Genomic DNA, 15,917 nt, shown 5'->3' with positions numbered 1-15,917 from the left:
AAAATGTTCACCATTGGCAAGGCGTCAGAACAAAGCGGCGTGAACATCGAAACGATCCGCTATTATGAACGGATGGGCATTGTGCCAAAGCCGGGGCGGTCGGCGGGAGGGCGTAGGCGCTATTCACCTGATGAAATTGCAAAGCTGAGGTTTGTGCGGCGTTGTCGAGACCTGGGATTTCCGATCCCTATCATCCAGACATTCTTGTCGCTGACGGAACGGGATGATCGAAGTTGCGGTGAGGTGAAGACGTTGGCGGAAAATCATCTGGATGAAATCAACGCCAAGATCGAGAACCTGACACGCCTCCGCGAAGCACTTCTATGCCTGTCTGCGAATTGTGATGACGGGACTGCCGCGTGTCCGATGCTCCATTCTCTCATGAAAGATGGTTTTGGCGAAGACAGAGCAGAGCAAAGCAGACATTGAGTTGGCTCCAGTGAACGGCAACTAAGTCCCGCCAGGGCGACATTCCGACGGTGTGCTTGTCCAGACAAAATGCGTTGTTAGGTTTGCTCCCAATCGCTTTGAGACGGTCAACGTCCAGCGAGTGCTTTCGTCACCGGCGTTCGCAAGTCGTCCCGCATGATCCAGTCAAAGTAGCGCGCCCGCAGATCCGTGGCGACAGGCCCGGCCGTACCGTTGGAAAAGTACCGGTCATCCACCCGCGCCACCGGGATCACGCCGCCACCGGACGAGGACAGAAACACCTCGTCCGCGTTCAGGAATTCGTCCAGCGGCAGGGGGCGGGTTTCGGGTGTCAGCCCTGCCTCAGCACATATTTCAAGCACCGTGCGCCGGGTGATGCCGTGCAGCACGCCGTGATCCGATGTCACGACCCGGTCGCCAAACACCGCAAAGACATTGAACCCTGGTCCTTCGGTCACGTGACCGTCGTGGTCAAGCAGGAGCGTGGTTTCGTAGCCGTTCTCCTTGGCCTCGAACAGGCCCGACGTGAAGTCGCCCCAGTGGTAGTTTTTGACCCTAGGATTCACGCTGTCGGCGGGGATGCGGCGGACGGTCTTGGCGATCCAGACCGACGTGCCCTGTGCTGCCACCTCGGGTTTGACGATGTGCACGTAGGGCACGCACCAGGCATAGAAGTGATTGGCGCAGTCGCGGGGATCACGGCTGCCTGCCGCGGGGTTGCGCCCGCGCGCAGCCACCATGGCGACATACGCGTCCTGCAAGCCACTGGCCCGGACCATGTCGGTGAGCGCCGCGCAGATCGCCGCGTGATCCATGCCGATGTCGTAGCGACCGACCGTCAGGGACGCGATGAAGCGGGCGACATAGTCATCCAGCCGGAAGAACGCACCCTGCCAGACCGGCACCACGTCATAGGCGATGTCGGAATGCGTCAGGCCCCAATCGGTTACGGGAATGGCGGCGTCCGCGATGGGAAGGATCGCACCGCCCATCCAGGCGGCGCCCGTGCTCAGGTCTGTCATGCGCAGACGCTAGCCGACCGGGCGCGGGTTGCAAACCGGGTTTGGGGGGCTCTGCCCCCGGCGCTGCGCGCCACCCCCGTCGTATTTCCGGTCGGAAGAAACGGTCAGGCGGCGCGTTTCTTGGTGGCTGTGGCGACGGCCGACAGCAGGACATCCGCCACGGCATCCAGCGTGTGGATGGGCAGGTGCACGGGCAGGCGGACATCGCAGGCGCGCATCAGCATGGCGCGGGTTCCGGGCAGGTCGGGCAGATCGGGGATGAACTGCCAGTTCCAGAAGGCGCGCGCGTTGTCGGTGCTGGCGCCAAAGACCTGCACCTTGACCCCGGCATCGCCTGCGGCTGTGACACAGGCGCTGACCTGTTCATCGGACATATCGACCAGGTTGAACTGGATCGAATCCGGTGCGCGCACTTCACCGTCAAGCGGGGCGGGGACGTGGATATGCGGGCTTTGATCCAACAGCGCCGCCACATGGTCGTGGTTGCGTCGTCCGTCTTCGACCCGTTGGGCCAGGTGCGGCAATTGCGGGCGGATGACCGCCGCGCTGAGGTTCGACATGCGCAGGTTGTAGAGCGGCCACCGGTTCTGGTGCGCGGCAAAGGCGTCTTGCAGCACCGGGTGTTTCTTCCAATTGTGTTCGTAGGCGCCCGACATGATGATGGCGCGCGCGACCAGGTCGGCGTCATCGGTGATCATGATCCCGCCTTCACCGGCGTTGATCATCTTGTAGGACTGGAACGAGAAGCAGCCGATTTTGCCCAGTGTCCCGATCTTGTGCCCGTTCCACAGCGTGCCCAGCGAATGGGCCGCATCCTCGATCACGGGGACGCCTGCGGCGGTCGCCAACTGCATGATCGCGTCCATGTCCGATGTGTGGCCGCGCATGTGGCTGACGATAACGGCCTGTACGTGGGGCAGCTTGGCGGTGAAGTCATTGATGTCGATGCGGTAGTTGTCGCCCACCTCGCACAGGACCGGCAGGCAGTCGGCATGCATCACCGCCGATGGCACGGCAGCAAAGGTAAAACCGGGGATCAGCACGCGCGCGTCGCGGGGCAGGTCCAGCGCCTTGAGCGACAGGAACAGCGCCGCCGAGCAGGACGAGACCGCGAGTGCGAACTTGCTGCCCATCATCGCGGCAAACTCCGCTTCGAGCAGGGACACCGGTGCGTCCTGCGGTGCGGTGTAACGAAACAGGTCGCCCGAGGTCAGAAGTCGGTCAATCTCGTCCCGGGCGGCGGCGGGGATGGGTTCGGCGCTGTGCATGTCGGGAAGGGCCATATTTCAGAATCCTTATGCTCGGTTTTTGGTTTTCTAAATCCGTTAGGGGCAAAAGGAAACGATTTTGTGACAGGGCGGCGAAAATCTGCGCCGGTTTACAGGCCCAGACGGTCGCGCAGGCTGTACCATGTCATCGCCAGCACCAGCAGCGGAGAGCGCAGGCGCGCGCCGCCCGGAAACGGCGCCGTGGGGATGGCGGCCATGGTGTCGAACCCGTCCGACTGCCCCTGAATGGCGCGGGCCATCAGCATGCCGGCATGGGTCGCGGTGCCCACGCCGTGGCCAGAATAACCCGAGGCATTCAACACAGCGGGACCGACCCGCGCGAGGTAGGGCAGGCGTTTCATGGTGATGGCAAGTGTGCCGCCCCAGGCATAGTCGATGGGCACATCGCGCAGATGCGGAAAGATCTGCGTCATCGGTTTGCGCACCTTGGCCGCAATGTCGCGCGGAAAGCGGTAGCCATAGCTTTCGCCCCCGCCAAAGAGCAGCCGCTTGTCATGGCTGAGGCGGAAGTAATTCACGACGAAGCGGCTGTCTGACACGGCAATGTCGCGGGCCAGAACGCGGTCGGGGTCGTCCAGCGGGGCGGTGGCCGCGACAAAGTTGTTGATGGGCATGACCCGCGCCGCAACAGCGGCGTTCAGCCCGCCAAGATATCCGTTGCACGCCAGGATGACGTGGTCGGCGGTGACCTGGCCGCCGGGGGTTGCAACGGTGACCACCGGGCCGGTCGAGACGCCCGTGACGGTGCTGCCCTCGTGGATCGTGGCCCCTGCAGCCTCTGCCGCGCGCGCCAGACCCAGCGCAAACCGCAGCGGGTGCAGATGGCCGGACCGGGGGTCGATCACGCCGCCCCGGTAGGCAGGCGACGGACAGATCGCGTGAAACGCGTCGCGCGTCAGCACCTCGACAGGATGGTCATAGATGCGGGACATGTGATCGGCATAGGCATGCAGGTCGGCCACATCGCGTGCGGTTTCCGCAGTCCAGGCCACACCGGGACGGTAGAAACAGTCGATCTTGTGCGTGCTGATCAGGGTGCGGACCAGATCGGTTGCCTCAAGGCCCATGTCCCACAGACGGCGCGCATCCTCCGGGCCAACCATCTTCTCCAGATAGGGCTGTTCAACCCGCTGGCCGGTGCCCAGTTGCCCGCCATTGCGCCCCGATGCGCCAAAGCCCACGCGCTGCGCTTCAAGAACGACAACCCGGCGCCCGGCCTGCGCCAGATGCACGGCGGCGGACAGGCCCGTATATCCTGCCCCGACAATGCACACGTCGGCGCGCACATCTGTGGCCAATGCAGGACGCGCGGGGCCAATGTCCGACGTTGCAGCATACCAACTGTCGGGATACGCCCCGGCACGATCATTGGCAGTGAGCAGGTCCATCTTCTCTGTTTCCCAAAAAACCGGCCCCATGGCCCGACGGGTGATGTTGCGATCGAAACGGATGGGCCAGATGTCCTGCCCTAGACGTTCAGCAGCAAATGCTCGCGCTCCCACGGGGAAATGACCTGAAGAAATTCGTCATATTCCGCGCGCTTGACGATGGAATAGACACGGGCAAAGTCCGGGCCCAACACCGCGTGCAGATCGGTGGCCTGATCAAAAAGATCGAGGGCCGATCCCAGCACGCGCGGGATGTCGCCATCGCCCTCATACGCATCACCCCGGAACTGGGCCGAGGGACGCTGTTCCTGGGTCAGGCCGAGATAGCCGCAGGCAAGCGACGCCGCGATGCCCAGATACGGGTTGCAGTCCATGCCCGCGATGCGGTTTTCGACCCGCCGCGCCTGCGGTTCGGACAGCGGGATACGAATGCCCGTGGTGCGGTTGTCGCGGCCCCAGGCCAGGTTGATCGGGGCGGCATGGTCCTTCACGTACCGGCGGTAGCTGTTCACGAAAGGGGCCATCACGGCAAGGGCCGCGGGCAGATGATTTTGCAATCCGGCGATAAAGTGGAAAAACGCGTCCGTATCGCCGCCCTGTGGGCCAACGAACAGGTTGTCGCCAGTCTGGGTATCGATGATCGAATGATGGATGTGCATCGCACTGCCGGGCTCGTTTTCGATCGGCTTGGCCATGAATGTGGCAAAGCAGTCGTGGCGCAGCGCGGCCTCTCGGATCAGCCGTTTGAAATAGAACACCTCGTCCGCCAGCTTGACCGGATCGCCATGGCGCAGGTTGATCTCAAGCTGGCCCGCGCCGCCTTCCTGGGTGATGCCGTCAATTTCGAACCCCTGCGCTTCGGCGAAGTCATAGATGTCGTCGATCACGGGCCCGAATTCGTCAACGGCGGTCATTGAATAGGCCTGGCGCGCGGCGGCGGGACGGCCCGACCGGCCAACCATCGGCTGGATTTCCTGCGCCGGGTCCAGATTGCGCGCAATCAGGAAGAACTCCATCTCCGGGGCCACAACCGGTGTCCAGCCCTTGTCCTTGTAGAGCTGCACCACCCGCTTCAACACGTTGCGCGGCGAAAAGGGCACGGGCGCGCCCTTGCGGTCATAGGCGTCGTGGATCACCTGCAAGGTCCAGTCGCCTGTCCAGGGCGCGGCGGTGGCGGTCGACATGTCCGGCTTGAGGATCATGTCCTTTTCGATGAACCCGTCCTCGTCCGCGGCCTCGCCCCAATCGCCGGTGATGGTCTGGTAAAAGATGCTGTCGGGCAGGTGAAAGTATTCCTGCCGCGCAAATTTCGAGGCAGGCACGGCCTTGCCCCGTGCGATACCCGGCAGATCGGCGATGATGCACTCGACCTCGTCCAGGCGCCTGCCTTCGAGGTAAAGGCGCGCCGCATCGGGCAGTGTGGCGGTCCAGGGGTCAGACATCGACAAGCGCCCCCTGTTTGAGGAAGGCCACCATGTCCGCGGCCACCTTGTGCCTGTGGGTGGGGATGTCCAGTTGCGCGCGCGCCTCCTCGATCAGCGGGTCGGGGACAACGCCGGGCGCTCGGTGGGTTGCCAGCGCCTCGACCATGTCGGCGCCAAATTCGGGGTGCGGCTGGATCGTCCAGATCCGGTTGCCATAGACAAGGGCGGCGTTTGCGCAAAAGGCGCTTGATCCGATCACCTCGGCCCCCGGTGGCACGGCGATCACCTGGTCCTGATGCCAGGCGTTCACGCTGATCGTTTCGCCCTTGTAGTCGTATTCGCGCCGCCCGACGGACCAGCCGCCCGCGAATTTTTCCACGGTGCCGCCCATGGCCTGCGCGATGATCTGGTGCCCAAAGCAGACGCCGATCATGGGGCGGCCAGAGGTGTGGATGTCGCGGATCAACGCTTCGAGCGGGGGAATGAACGGATGGTCCTCATAGGCGCCGTGTTTCGATCCGGTCACCAGCCAGCCATCGCAGATGTCAGGACCGCTGGGAAAGTCCATATCGACCACCTTGAAGGTTTCAAAGTCAAAGCCGTGCCCGTCCAGCAGGCGGGCGAACATGGCGTCATAGTCGCCAAGCGTTCCCAACACTTCGTCGGGCGCGTGGCCGGTTTGCAATATGCCGATTTTCATGGATCACCTGAGGGTTACGGGCCGAAGATAGTGCGTGCCTCAAACGCTGTCGAGGTAGATTTCCGTCTGCTCGTCTGGGCTGAGCTCTGCCATGTAGCGGGCCTCCTGCCGTTTCGTCATCAGCATGTTGGCGATCAGCGCCGCATCAAAGATGCGGGCGATCTCGGGGCTGGCCTCGAACGCTGCCATGGCTGCGTCCCATGTCGCCGGCACCTGTGGCAGGTCCTGGGCATAGGCGTTGCCGGTGATCGGGGCGGGCGGATCGGTGGCGTCCTCGATCCCGTTCAGGGCGGCACCCAGCACCGCCGCAATGGACAGGTACGGGTTCACGTCGCCCCCCGCCAGCCTGTGCTCGATGCGCCGCGCCGCGGGCGGGCCGGAGGGGACGCGGATCGCGGCCGTGCGGTTCTCGTAGGCCCAGGCGATGCCTGTGGGCGCATGTGCGCCGGGCACCAGGCGGGCATAGGAATTGGCATGCGGCGCGAAGATCAACATGGACCCGGGCATCGCCGACAGACATCCCTGAATGGCGTGGCGCAGGGCATCCGTGCCCGCGGCACCTCCATCGTCAAAGATGTTCCGGCCCTCCGCATCCAGCACTGAAAAGTGCATGTGCAGCCCGTTGCCCGCATAATCCGGATAGGGTTTGGCCATGAACGACGCGGCAAAGCCGTGCTTGCGGGCCAATCCCTTGACCAGCATCTTGAACAGCCACGCGTCGTCTGCGGCCTTCAGTGCATCGGCCTGATGCATCAGGTTGATCTCGAACTGGCCCAGGCCGCTTTCGGAAATGGCGGTGTCGGCGGGGATGTCCATCGCCGCGCAGGCGTCATACAGCTCGGTAAAGAAGTCGTCGAAGGCATCCAGCGTGCGCATCGACAGGATCTCGCCCGCCACGCGGCGCTTGCCCGAACGGGGCGAGGCAGGGACGCGCAGGCGGGTGCCCGCGTCATCAATCAGGAAGAACTCAAGCTCGACCGCAACAACGGGCGTCAGGCCCTTGTCGGCAAAGCGTTTTTGCACAGCCGACAAAGCATGGCGCGGATCCCCCGCGAACGGACGCCCATCGTCATGAAACATCCAGATCGGCAAGAGGCCGGTGGGCGTGTTCAGCCACGGCATGGGCACGAACCCCCGCTCGGTCGGGCGCAGCACACCATCGCGGTCGCCGGTTTCCATGACCAGCGGGCTGTCCTCGATATCCTCGCCCCAGATGTCGAGGTTCAGCACCGACATGGGAAATCGGGTACCGTCCTGCGTGACCTTGTCGGCAAAACGCACCGGCATCCGCTTGCCCCGCGCCACGCCGTTCAGATCGGCAGCGGCCACGCGGATGGCGCGGATTTCGGGATTGCCTGTCAGCCAATCGTGCATGATCAGTCTTTCATTGTTCTCAAAATATGCCCGCCGGAGGCATGAAATCCTTCATCGGATCAGGTTCATGCGCAACTTCATCTTCTGGCGCGTGTTGGCCGGCAAGTGACGGTTCAGACGCCGGTTTACAAGACCGAACATCCCGATGATGACCAGCGTCAGCAAGATGAAATACCCCGCCAGGATCGGGTAGGGCACAAACGGGTTGAACGTCTTGTCGGCAAAATAGCTTGCATAATAAAGCGCGTCGCCCCGTTGCTGCCACGCCGGAAAGCCCGAGAAGAAGACAAGCGTGGTGGCGTGGAACAGAAAGATCGCCTCGTTCGTGTAGGCGGGCCAGGCCAGTCGCAGCATCGTGGGCCATACGACGCGCTTGAACCGGGGCCAGCCCGACAGGCCGTAGGCATCCGCCGCCTCGACCTCGCCCTTGGGGATCGATTGCAGCGCGCCATAGAAAATCTCGGCCGAATAGGCGGCGGTGTTCAGAAACAGCACAATCAGCGCGCCCAGCCACGCAGCGGTGAACGGGTCAAAGAACGGGTGTACGCCCTTGAGTTGCAGAAACAGGAAATAGGCAAAGAAGAACTGGATAAAGAGCGGCGAGCCCCGGAAGACAAAAATGAACCATTCCGCAGGTTTGCGCGCCCATGTGGATGTCGCGTTCTTGCCGATGGCCACGGCAGTGGCGAGGAAGAAGCCAAGCGACAGGGCCACGATGCCGAAATACACGTTCCAGATCATGCCCGACCCGATCAGCGTGACTTGCTGGCAGATCGTGAAATCCTCGCGCGGGAGCAGCCGTTCGCCAATCCCGATGGAACGCAGGCCGTAGTCCATGATGGTCTGAACGCAACTCACGCAGCCACCTTTCGCTGCGCTTCGCCGCCCGTGGTGGCCTGCCCGTGGGTCAGGCGGGCCATCAGGCGGTCCAGCACGATTTCGGAGACGCGGGTGAACATCAGGTAGAAGACCAGCAGGGCGAGGAAGTACCACATCCGCCAGTCACCATGCGGATATTCGGTAAACCTCGACGTCTTGGTACCGCCCAACTCGCGGGCCCAATAGACGATGTCCTCGACCCCCAGCAGGAACAGCAGCGGCGTCGCCTTGATCAGCACCATCCACAGGTTCGACAGGCCGGGCAGGGCATAGACCCACATCTGGGGCACAAGGATACGCCAGAACGTCTGGCGCGGGGACATGCCATAGGCCTCGGCGGTTTCAAGCTGCGCCTTCGGAACTGCGCGCATCGCACCAAACAGGACGTTGGCGGCAAAGGCCCCGAACACGATGGCGAAGGTCAGAACCGCAAGCGCAAAGCCATAGCTTTCGTGCACCCATTGCGGGGCATTGCCCAACGGCATCTTGGCCGCGGCACAGACGACAAAGTCGTTGCCCTGACGGATCGGGTCGGTCCAATTCGGGCACAGCGCCTTGTGGCGCAGGTATTCGATGGCCTGGTCAAGCGCGATGACAAAGAACAGGAAAAAGGCGATGTCGGGCACACCCCGCACGATCGCAATATAGCCGCGGCCCAGCCACGACACGGGCGTGATGCCCGACCGCGCGGCGGACGCCCCGGCAAAGCCGAAGGCAAGCGCCGCGGGCGCGGTGACCGCCAGCAGGCCCAGCACGGTCAGCACCGACCAATAGATCGACATGTGCTTGCCCGTGGTCAGGTAGCACGCCATCCACTGCCAGTCGGGCAGGGTGCTTGGGTCAGTACAAAAGGAAAAGATGGTGCAGCCCCGTGGTCGGTTGTCCCCGCGGGGACAACCGTGTTTTCAGTGGGTTAGGCGATCAGAACGTCTCGCCGATCTCCCATTTGGTGATCAGGTCATTCAGGGACCCGTCATCTTTCATCGACTGGATGGCCGCGTCGAACTTGGCCTTCAGCTCTCCGTCGCTTTCGCGCACGCCCATGCCGACACCGCCGCCGATCAGCTCTTCACGCTCGAGAAACACCAGGTCGGCATCTTCTTCGACGATGGCGGCAAGGAACGACTGGTCGGCCAGCACTGCATCTGCTTCGCCGTTTTTCACGGCGGCGACAGTTTCTTCGGGTGTGGCGAATTCAACCAGCGTCCAGCCCTTTTCAGCGACAAATGCCGCCTGGATTGTGTTGGTCTGGGCCGCGATCACGGCGCCTTCGACATCCACATCCGCCGACGTGGCGGCATAGGAGGATGGGTCGGGCAGGGTGTAGTTCTGGGTGAAGTCGATCACCTCGTCCCGTTCGTCCGTGATGCTCATGCCCGCGATGATGGTGTCATAGTTGCCGGACACGAGGTTCGGGATGATGCTGTCCCATTCGTTGGTGACCCATTCGCAGGTCAGTTCGGCGCGGCTGCACAATTCGTCGCCCAGTTCGCGCTCGAACCCGTCGACTTCGCCCGCGTCATTGATGAAGTTCCACGGAGGGTAGGCGCCTTCGGTGCCCATGCGGACAACGGAATGGCCATCGGCCATGGCCAGCGTAGCCGTCAACGTGACGGCCACTGTGGTCATCAGGATAGATTTCATGAGTGATACTCCCCTTGTTTTCTTTGGGTTACGCGGCGTGGGTTGCAGATAGAAACCCGCGCAGACGTTCGGATTTGGGTGCGCCGAACAGATCGTCTGGCGCCCCTTGTTCTTCGATCAGGCCCTGATGCAGGAACACCACGTGGTCGCTGACGTCATGGGCCAGTTTCATGTCGTGGGTCACGATCAGCATGGTGCGCCCTTCGGCGGCCAGGTCCTTGATCACCTTGACGACTTCCTGTTCCAGTTCCGGGTCCAGGGCGCTGGTCGGTTCGTCGAACAGCAGTGCTTCGGGCTCCATGCAGAGCGCGCGGGCAATGGCGGCGCGTTGTTGCTGGCCACCTGACAGTTGCGCCGGAAAGGCGTCGCATTTGTCGCCGATCCCGACCTGGTCCAGATACTTGCGCGCCGCCGCTTCGGCATCGGCCGGGTCGCGGCGCAGGACGGTGACCGGGGCCTCCATCACGTTTTGCAGGATGGTCATGTGCGCCCAAAGATTGAACTGCTGAAACACCATCGACAGGTTTGTGCGGATACGCAGCACCTGTTTCGGATCAGATGGGCGGCGGGCGTGATCCTTGCCTTTCCAGGTCACAGGCTCGCCCTTGAACAGCACCTCGCCCTGCTGGCTGTCTTCCAGCAGGTTGCAGCAGCGCAGAAGCGTGGATTTTCCGGATCCCGACGAGCCGATCAGCGACACCACATCCCCCCGTTCCGCCCGGATATCCACACCCTTGAGCACTTCGAGCGCGCCGTAGGCTTTGTGTAGGTTGCGGATTTCGATAACGGCGGTGTCAAACACGTGGGGCAGCTACGTCTGTTTCGATCAGACGGTATAAGGAAGGAAAATATGGGCCTTGTCCACGGGCAAAAGGGACGTTTTGCCCGTCATTTGCGCAAAATGACCCAAGGGCAGGCCGGATTGGTCAGGGGCTGGGCGGAACGGGAAGCGCCAGATAGGCCGATGCGGGGATCTGTACCAGGCCCTTGAGCCGGAGCGCCGCGCGGTCGGTCGGCGACAGGCCGGCGATGGCGCTGCGCAGCGCCCGCGCGATCGGGATCGGGTCACGTTTGAGGGCGGTGATGTAGGGCAGGGTCGGTGTTGGCGCGGTCTGGTCAAAGGCATCGATGTCGGTGGCGTCCGCGGGATGTGCGTCGCACCACAGGAGGTATGTCAGCGCATCGATGGCAGCGACATCGGCGTCCCCCGACCGCACGGCGTCGATGCTTGCCACATGTCCGCCCGTTTGCAGCACCTGCGCGGGACGGCGCGGAGCGACATGCGCAAGCGGCGCGGCCCAGCCGGATTGCGACAACCCGTCGTTGAAGGCCATAACCCCTTGATCCAGAAGGGTGTTCAGGGCGCGCTCCTCGCCGGTGCGGCGGATCAGATAGCTGAAATAGTGCCCCGGCGGACAGCCCGGCAGATCGTAATCCGGGGTGCCGACCAGAACCACGTGACCATGCAGTTTCGCGCGGTAGGGCAAGCCACAGGTCTGGGCCAGCACGAGGGTGCGCGACTGCCGTTCGGCCCAGGGCGCGCCGCCACGGCTGAGGGCGGGCGGGCCGTAGCCAAGCGCCTGGCGTATCCCGTCCCACAACCGGTCATGCGCGCCGCGCAGGTGCGGCATGTCATACATCCCGAGGGATGCGATCACGCCGACACGCGCTGGCGGGCCATGGCACTGTCCTGATCCGTGACGCCCAGCAGGTTCGAGACCAGGCGCAACAGTGCATCCTCCTCTTGCGCGCGCTGGCCGTCGGCGAGCACGACCTTCCACAGCGCCTCGATCACGGCCAGCCGGTCCTCGTAGGCGACCGCATCCTTGATGGCGCGGGTAAAGCGAACGGTGTCCGGCGCTTCGGCTTCCATTGCTTCAGCATCGGCACGCAAGTTACTGGCTTCGCTTGCAGAAAGGCCATAGCGATCTTGCGCGATCTTATCGATCAAGACGCGTTCATCGCCCGAATAATCATTGTCCGACCGGGCGACGCGCACCAGCAGGGCGGTCAGGGCAAGCCGGGCATCGGCATCAGGCAGCGGGGCGGGTTCGGGCTGGATCAGCCGCTTGAGAAGGTCCTGGAACATACATGCTATTTATGGCGCGTGATGCTATTCGCCAAGCGCACGTGTGCGAATGTCCGCGCTGTCGGTGTCGGTGATGCCAAGGGCGGCCTCGATCTGGTGCAGCACGTCCTCTTCTATGCTTGCGTGGTCACCATCGGCCAACAGCACCTGCCACATTGCCATGGCAAGGCCCAGCCGGTCGGCGTAAGCCACTGTTTCCCTGAGAATATCAGCGTATTCCGGTGTGCCGGGCGCGTGCCGTTCCAGCGCCTCGCAGGTGGCGCGCAGCTTGGCTGCGTCCAGCGGTTTCAGGTCGAAGGTCGCCGACAGGATCTTGTCGATCGCGGCCACTTCGGGCGCCTGGTAGTCCCGGTCGGCCATGGCGACACGCACCAACAGCGCGCCCAGCGCAAGCTGCGGTGTGGGTTCCGGCAAGGGTTTGGTTTCTTTGGGTCTTTTGGGAAACAGGCGTTCGAACATCGGTCTCACTTCAGTTGGTCGAAGCGAGTTTTCAGATTTGCGGCCTGTTCGGCAAGACCAAAGGGGGGGCGGATCACGAAAATGCCAGAACCGATCATGCCATGTCCGGGGCGCGCGGGGGGGAAACGCACTTCGTGGCGGAGCGCCTCGGGGTGGTCTTTTTGCAGTGTTGCCAGCATGTTGGCATGCGCCTTTGATGTCAGGATCGGATACCACAGAACGATGATGCCCACGTTCCATGCGCGCACGTATTTTTTGATGTGACCGGGGATTGTGACATAATCGTCCTTCACCTCGAAACTGGGATCGATCAGCATAAGGCCCCGGCGCGGCGTGGGTGGCAGGATTGAATGGGCCATGGCAAAGCCGTCCGCGCGGTGAACCGTGGCCGTGGGCAGCGCCAGTTCAAGCGCGTTATGTTCGCCGGGATGCAGTTCGGCCAGTGTGATCTGATCTGTGTCGCGCAGGATTTGCGTGGCGATCATGGGTGAGCCTGGATAGGCAGATGTGCCATGAAGATCAATGGTTTGTGAAAGACACTTCGCGTAAGGGTGATCGGGTGGAAACCATGTTTTGACCCGTGCGATGCCCTGTGCCGCCTCGCCTGTCTTCAACGCTTCGTCCGCGCCAAGATCATAGAGCGCGCGGCCGCCATGGGTTTCGACATAGCTGATCGGTTTGTCCTTGGCCGTGAGATAGTCCAGCATCCAGGCCAACAGGGCGTGTTTGTGGACGTCGGCGAGGTTTCCGGCGTGGTATATGTGCTGATAGCTGAGCATGGCCGCTTATGGCCCGGGGACCACCGCGCGCGCAACGGGTAACGCGATGGTTCCGCGCGGGCACGACAAAGCCGGGTTAACGCCTGTGAAACAAGGCAAATCGGCCATGCACAGCCCGTACACACCCTGTGCACCATCCGTACACCGTCGGTGCACCGATGTCAGGGTTAACGGGGCGTACGGTGCCGCGTGTTAAGGAAAGATGAACGAGGCCACATGCCCTTGATCAAGGCGATGCGACCAGCGGCGAGCAGAACCAGCGCGCTGAGCCCGTATTTGGTGACGGGTTCCATCGTGCCCTGGATCAGCAGCACATGTACGACAGTGCCCACGGCGATGAGCGCCGCGAGGCCCGCATGCAGTCGGCGCCAGGTGAGCGGGCGCAGGGGCAGCCGTTTGCGCAGCGCGGCCATGAGTGCGGCGGCAAAGACGGCCCACATCGCCATCACACCCCAGACCGAGAAGGGCGTGGGCGATGTAAAGGTCAGCGCGTCGATCACATCAGGCGGGCTGGTGATCCAGAGGCCCGCGACATGGCCGGTGACTGCCAGCACCAGCAGCGCGCCGGTCACCCGGTGGATGCGGCGGCTGCGGCCCGGGGACAGGCCGGGCACATCACCGCCAGCGAGCAGCGGTTGCAGCAGCAGCAGCCCCATGCCGAAGATGCCCGCAAAGCCCGACGCGATGTAAATCCCGTCGCGCCATTGCAAAAGCGGGCTGAAGGCCGCCGCGACAAGCGGAGCCAAGAGCGCCGCGGCGAGCGCCGCCCAGATCAGACCTGCGCGCACGGCCCCTAGGCCGGGACAAGCACGAATTGCACGTCCAGCGTCGTGTCGGACGCGCGGCGCATAATCGGCCGCAGGAACACGGTCTGAAAGCCGTTGGCGTCAAAGTCGGCATCATAGGCGAGGTGCCCGTGCGGCTGGCCGAAGGCGGGCACGATCTGGGGCATGTCCATCTGAAACCGCCCGTTGGCATCGGTCAGCGTGGCGCCATGGCTGCGCTGGTCGCGTTCGTGGCCTTCGGTCGTGTGGGCCCACATCTGGATGCGGGCGTTCGGAATGGGGGCGCCGTCGCCTGCGCGCAGAACGGTGCCCGTCATCAGGAACCCGCCACCGCCGATCCGGTCGACGATGGGCGCGCCGGGGCGGTAATTGTTGGCACCTCCACGCATCGTGGGCGTGGGTGCGACCCCGTGGGCGCGGGCCGGGAGGCTGAGGCCGGTTGTCAACAGCGCGGCGCTGCCAGTGGCAAGAACCGTGCGGCGGGGCAGTGAGGTGGTCATGGGCATGTCTCCTCGGGCTGTGGCGTTGCAATTGAAGTAAGAGGGTATCACGCGGGATAAACCGGGGTCACGGGGTCGTGATGGAAAAGAGCGCGGGTGCGACCGCCTGATCCGCAGGCCCCGCACGGTCCGCATATCCCATGACGGACGTCCCGGCCACGCAGGCGTCAGGGCCGTGCCGCAGGGCGCCGGATGCGCGTGCCTTCTGCCTGGCCTGCTTTGCGCTTGAACAGGTCCTGGAGGATGCGGCCAAAGGCCTGGGCTGCGGGCCCCGATGCCGGGCGTCCCGCGACGACATACCCGAATTCGATGGTCAGGTCCTGATCCCAGGGCACAAGGGCGATCCCGTCGGCCAGTTCTGGATCAAGGGACACGGGATCGGCAAACGCATATCCCAGCCCCTGGTGCACCAGACGCAGGGCCGCCGTGCCCACGGACACTTCGTAGGCCGGTTTGCCCAGTCCGGTGACCTTGCGGTCAATCAGGCGGCGCAGCACGGTCGAATCCTCGAGCGCGATATAGGGCACATCGCGCATGTCGCGCGGCCCGAGCCGGTCGCGGTGCGCCAGCGGGTGCCCACGGGGCAATGCGATGCACAGCGTTGTGGCGCCCAGCGGGACAGGCTCCAGCTTCTCGATGGGCAGGGGGAGTGCGGACACGCACAGATCAAAGCGCTGGTGCAGGATCCGGCGGCCCAGATCGCGCCGCAACATGATCTCAAGCTTGACGGGTTGGTCGGGGTGACGTGCGGCAAAGTCTGCAATCGCGGGCAGCACAAGACCGTTGGCAATCCGGGTTTGCGACACGATCCGCAAGGGGCTGCGCATGTCCTTCTTCATCTGACCGAACATCGCGGGCACATCGTCGATCTGCGCCAGAAGGCTGAGCGCCTCGGGATAGAAGGCTTCGGCCTGCGGGGTGGGGATCAGCCGCTTTTGATCGCGGTTGAACAGGGTGACGTCGAAATCCTGTTCCAGCAGGCTGAGCTGGCGGCTGGTCGCGGATTGGCTGAGATTCATGCGAATGGCGGCCCGCGCAAGCGTGCCTTCTTCCATGATGTAGGTGAAAATACGCAGGGCCCGAATGTTCATTGTTCCAATTTTTCGATTTATAGATGCGTTAATTGCGTTTTTTATACGTTAGCGGGTTTGCTAGG

Annotated in this window: 18 protein-coding genes; 1 reads left to right on the top strand and 17 read right to left on the bottom strand. The window is 63.3% G+C overall.

Annotated elements, in window-relative coordinates:
- The first annotated feature begins 3 nt into the window (after positions 1 to 3).
- Entirely contained in the window at positions 4 to 429 is a 426-nt protein-coding gene (locus Q0844_RS12730) for a helix-turn-helix domain-containing protein (RefSeq protein WP_299045403.1), read from the top strand.
- A 107-nt stretch (positions 430 to 536) separates the two neighbouring features.
- On the opposite strand, the gene Q0844_RS12725 is transcribed toward Q0844_RS12730, so the two are convergent.
- The 17 genes from Q0844_RS12725 to Q0844_RS12645 all read right to left on the bottom strand — a co-directional run bounded on the left by Q0844_RS12725 (position 537) and on the right by Q0844_RS12645 (position 15,852).
- Positions 537 to 1,451, bottom strand: coding sequence for an aminotransferase class IV (locus Q0844_RS12725; protein WP_299045402.1), 915 nt, complete (start codon positions 1,449 to 1,451; stop codon positions 537 to 539).
- A 104-nt stretch (positions 1,452 to 1,555) separates the two neighbouring features.
- Entirely contained in the window at positions 1,556 to 2,734 is a 1,179-nt protein-coding gene (locus tag Q0844_RS12720) for a DegT/DnrJ/EryC1/StrS family aminotransferase (RefSeq protein WP_299045401.1), read from the bottom strand.
- 95 nt (positions 2,735 to 2,829) lie between these two features.
- A complete protein-coding gene (locus tag Q0844_RS12715; RefSeq protein WP_299045400.1) occupies positions 2,830 to 4,128 on the bottom strand; it encodes an FAD-binding oxidoreductase in 1,299 nt (432 codons plus the stop codon).
- A gap of 80 nt (positions 4,129 to 4,208) precedes the next feature.
- Positions 4,209 to 5,570, bottom strand: a complete 1,362-nt coding sequence (locus Q0844_RS12710; protein WP_299045398.1) for a glutamine synthetase family protein — start codon at positions 5,568 to 5,570, stop codon at positions 4,209 to 4,211.
- Complete coding sequence (locus tag Q0844_RS12705) at positions 5,563 to 6,252, bottom strand: type 1 glutamine amidotransferase (RefSeq protein ID WP_299045397.1); 690 nt, start codon at positions 6,250 to 6,252, stop codon at positions 5,563 to 5,565. The genes Q0844_RS12710 and Q0844_RS12705 overlap by 8 nt, the downstream gene beginning before the upstream one ends.
- Positions 6,253 to 6,291: 39 nt before the next feature.
- A complete protein-coding gene (locus tag Q0844_RS12700) occupies positions 6,292 to 7,626 on the bottom strand; it encodes a glutamine synthetase family protein (protein ID WP_299045395.1) in 1,335 nt (444 codons plus the stop codon).
- A 51-nt stretch (positions 7,627 to 7,677) separates the two neighbouring features.
- Positions 7,678 to 8,484: an ABC transporter permease subunit gene (locus Q0844_RS12695; protein WP_299045394.1), complete on the bottom strand. Its 807-nt coding sequence runs from the start codon at positions 8,482 to 8,484 to the stop codon at positions 7,678 to 7,680.
- Positions 8,481 to 9,365, bottom strand: coding sequence for an ABC transporter permease subunit (locus Q0844_RS12690; RefSeq protein ID WP_299046753.1), 885 nt, complete (start codon positions 9,363 to 9,365; stop codon positions 8,481 to 8,483). The genes Q0844_RS12695 and Q0844_RS12690 overlap by 4 nt, the downstream gene beginning before the upstream one ends.
- Before the next feature lie 61 nt (positions 9,366 to 9,426).
- Positions 9,427 to 10,149, bottom strand: a complete 723-nt coding sequence (locus Q0844_RS12685) for a transporter substrate-binding domain-containing protein (RefSeq protein ID WP_299045392.1) — start codon at positions 10,147 to 10,149, stop codon at positions 9,427 to 9,429.
- A 28-nt stretch (positions 10,150 to 10,177) separates the two neighbouring features.
- Positions 10,178 to 10,960, bottom strand: coding sequence for an amino acid ABC transporter ATP-binding protein (locus Q0844_RS12680; RefSeq protein WP_299046751.1), 783 nt, complete (start codon positions 10,958 to 10,960; stop codon positions 10,178 to 10,180).
- 115 nt (positions 10,961 to 11,075) lie between these two features.
- Positions 11,076 to 11,780 (bottom strand): PhnD/SsuA/transferrin family substrate-binding protein, encoded by a 705-nt coding sequence (locus tag Q0844_RS12675; RefSeq protein WP_299045390.1) that lies wholly within the window; start codon positions 11,778 to 11,780, stop codon positions 11,076 to 11,078.
- A gap of 23 nt (positions 11,781 to 11,803) precedes the next feature.
- Positions 11,804 to 12,238, bottom strand: a complete 435-nt coding sequence (locus tag Q0844_RS12670; RefSeq protein WP_299045388.1) for a TerB family tellurite resistance protein — start codon at positions 12,236 to 12,238, stop codon at positions 11,804 to 11,806.
- A 24-nt stretch (positions 12,239 to 12,262) separates the two neighbouring features.
- Positions 12,263 to 12,697 (bottom strand): TerB family tellurite resistance protein, encoded by a 435-nt coding sequence (locus tag Q0844_RS12665; protein WP_299045387.1) that lies wholly within the window; start codon positions 12,695 to 12,697, stop codon positions 12,263 to 12,265.
- Positions 12,698 to 12,702: 5 nt separating this feature from the next.
- Entirely contained in the window at positions 12,703 to 13,476 is a 774-nt protein-coding gene (rlmJ, locus tag Q0844_RS12660; RefSeq protein ID WP_299045385.1) for a 23S rRNA (adenine(2030)-N(6))-methyltransferase RlmJ, read from the bottom strand.
- Positions 13,477 to 13,643: 167 nt separating this feature from the next.
- A complete protein-coding gene (locus Q0844_RS12655; RefSeq protein ID WP_299045383.1) occupies positions 13,644 to 14,264 on the bottom strand; it encodes a ferric reductase-like transmembrane domain-containing protein in 621 nt (206 codons plus the stop codon).
- A gap of 5 nt (positions 14,265 to 14,269) precedes the next feature.
- On the bottom strand, positions 14,270 to 14,761 hold the full coding sequence (locus Q0844_RS12650; protein WP_299045381.1) for a twin-arginine translocation pathway signal: 492 nt from the start codon (positions 14,759 to 14,761) through the stop codon (positions 14,270 to 14,272).
- 167 nt (positions 14,762 to 14,928) lie between these two features.
- Positions 14,929 to 15,852, bottom strand: coding sequence for a LysR family transcriptional regulator (locus Q0844_RS12645; RefSeq protein ID WP_299045379.1), 924 nt, complete (start codon positions 15,850 to 15,852; stop codon positions 14,929 to 14,931).
- Between the last annotated feature and the right edge of the window lie 65 nt (positions 15,853 to 15,917).

Origin of the sequence: uncultured Tateyamaria sp. (genome assembly GCF_947503465.1) — a bacterium.
Lineage (GTDB): Bacteria > Pseudomonadota > Alphaproteobacteria > Rhodobacterales > Rhodobacteraceae > Tateyamaria.
The sequence above is the reverse complement of the archived record's forward strand: the minus strand, read 5'-3'. Positions and strand labels throughout refer to the sequence as shown.

Coding starts and splice junctions, on each gene's coding strand:
- Q0844_RS12720 (WP_299045401.1), bottom strand. CDS start 2,734: ATGGCCCTTCCCGACATGCACAGCGCCGAACCCATCCCCGCCGCCGCC.
- Q0844_RS12675 (WP_299045390.1), bottom strand. CDS start 11,780: ATGCCGCACCTGCGCGGCGCGCATGACCGGTTGTGGGACGGGATACGC.
- Q0844_RS12670 (WP_299045388.1), bottom strand. CDS start 12,238: ATGTTCCAGGACCTTCTCAAGCGGCTGATCCAGCCCGAACCCGCCCCG.
- Q0844_RS12685 (WP_299045392.1), bottom strand. CDS start 10,149: ATGAAATCTATCCTGATGACCACAGTGGCCGTCACGTTGACGGCTACG.
- Q0844_RS12700 (WP_299045395.1), bottom strand. CDS start 7,626: ATGCACGATTGGCTGACAGGCAATCCCGAAATCCGCGCCATCCGCGTG.
- Q0844_RS12710 (WP_299045398.1), bottom strand. CDS start 5,570: ATGTCTGACCCCTGGACCGCCACACTGCCCGATGCGGCGCGCCTTTAC.
- Q0844_RS12730 (WP_299045403.1), top strand. CDS start 4: ATGTTCACCATTGGCAAGGCGTCAGAACAAAGCGGCGTGAACATCGAA.
- Q0844_RS12650 (WP_299045381.1), bottom strand. CDS start 14,761: ATGACCACCTCACTGCCCCGCCGCACGGTTCTTGCCACTGGCAGCGCC.
- rlmJ (WP_299045385.1), bottom strand. CDS start 13,476: ATGCTCAGCTATCAGCACATATACCACGCCGGAAACCTCGCCGACGTC.
- Q0844_RS12645 (WP_299045379.1), bottom strand. CDS start 15,852: ATGAACATTCGGGCCCTGCGTATTTTCACCTACATCATGGAAGAAGGC.
- Q0844_RS12665 (WP_299045387.1), bottom strand. CDS start 12,697: ATGTTCGAACGCCTGTTTCCCAAAAGACCCAAAGAAACCAAACCCTTG.
- Q0844_RS12715 (WP_299045400.1), bottom strand. CDS start 4,128: ATGGACCTGCTCACTGCCAATGATCGTGCCGGGGCGTATCCCGACAGT.
- Q0844_RS12705 (WP_299045397.1), bottom strand. CDS start 6,252: ATGAAAATCGGCATATTGCAAACCGGCCACGCGCCCGACGAAGTGTTG.
- Q0844_RS12725 (WP_299045402.1), bottom strand. CDS start 1,451: ATGACAGACCTGAGCACGGGCGCCGCCTGGATGGGCGGTGCGATCCTT.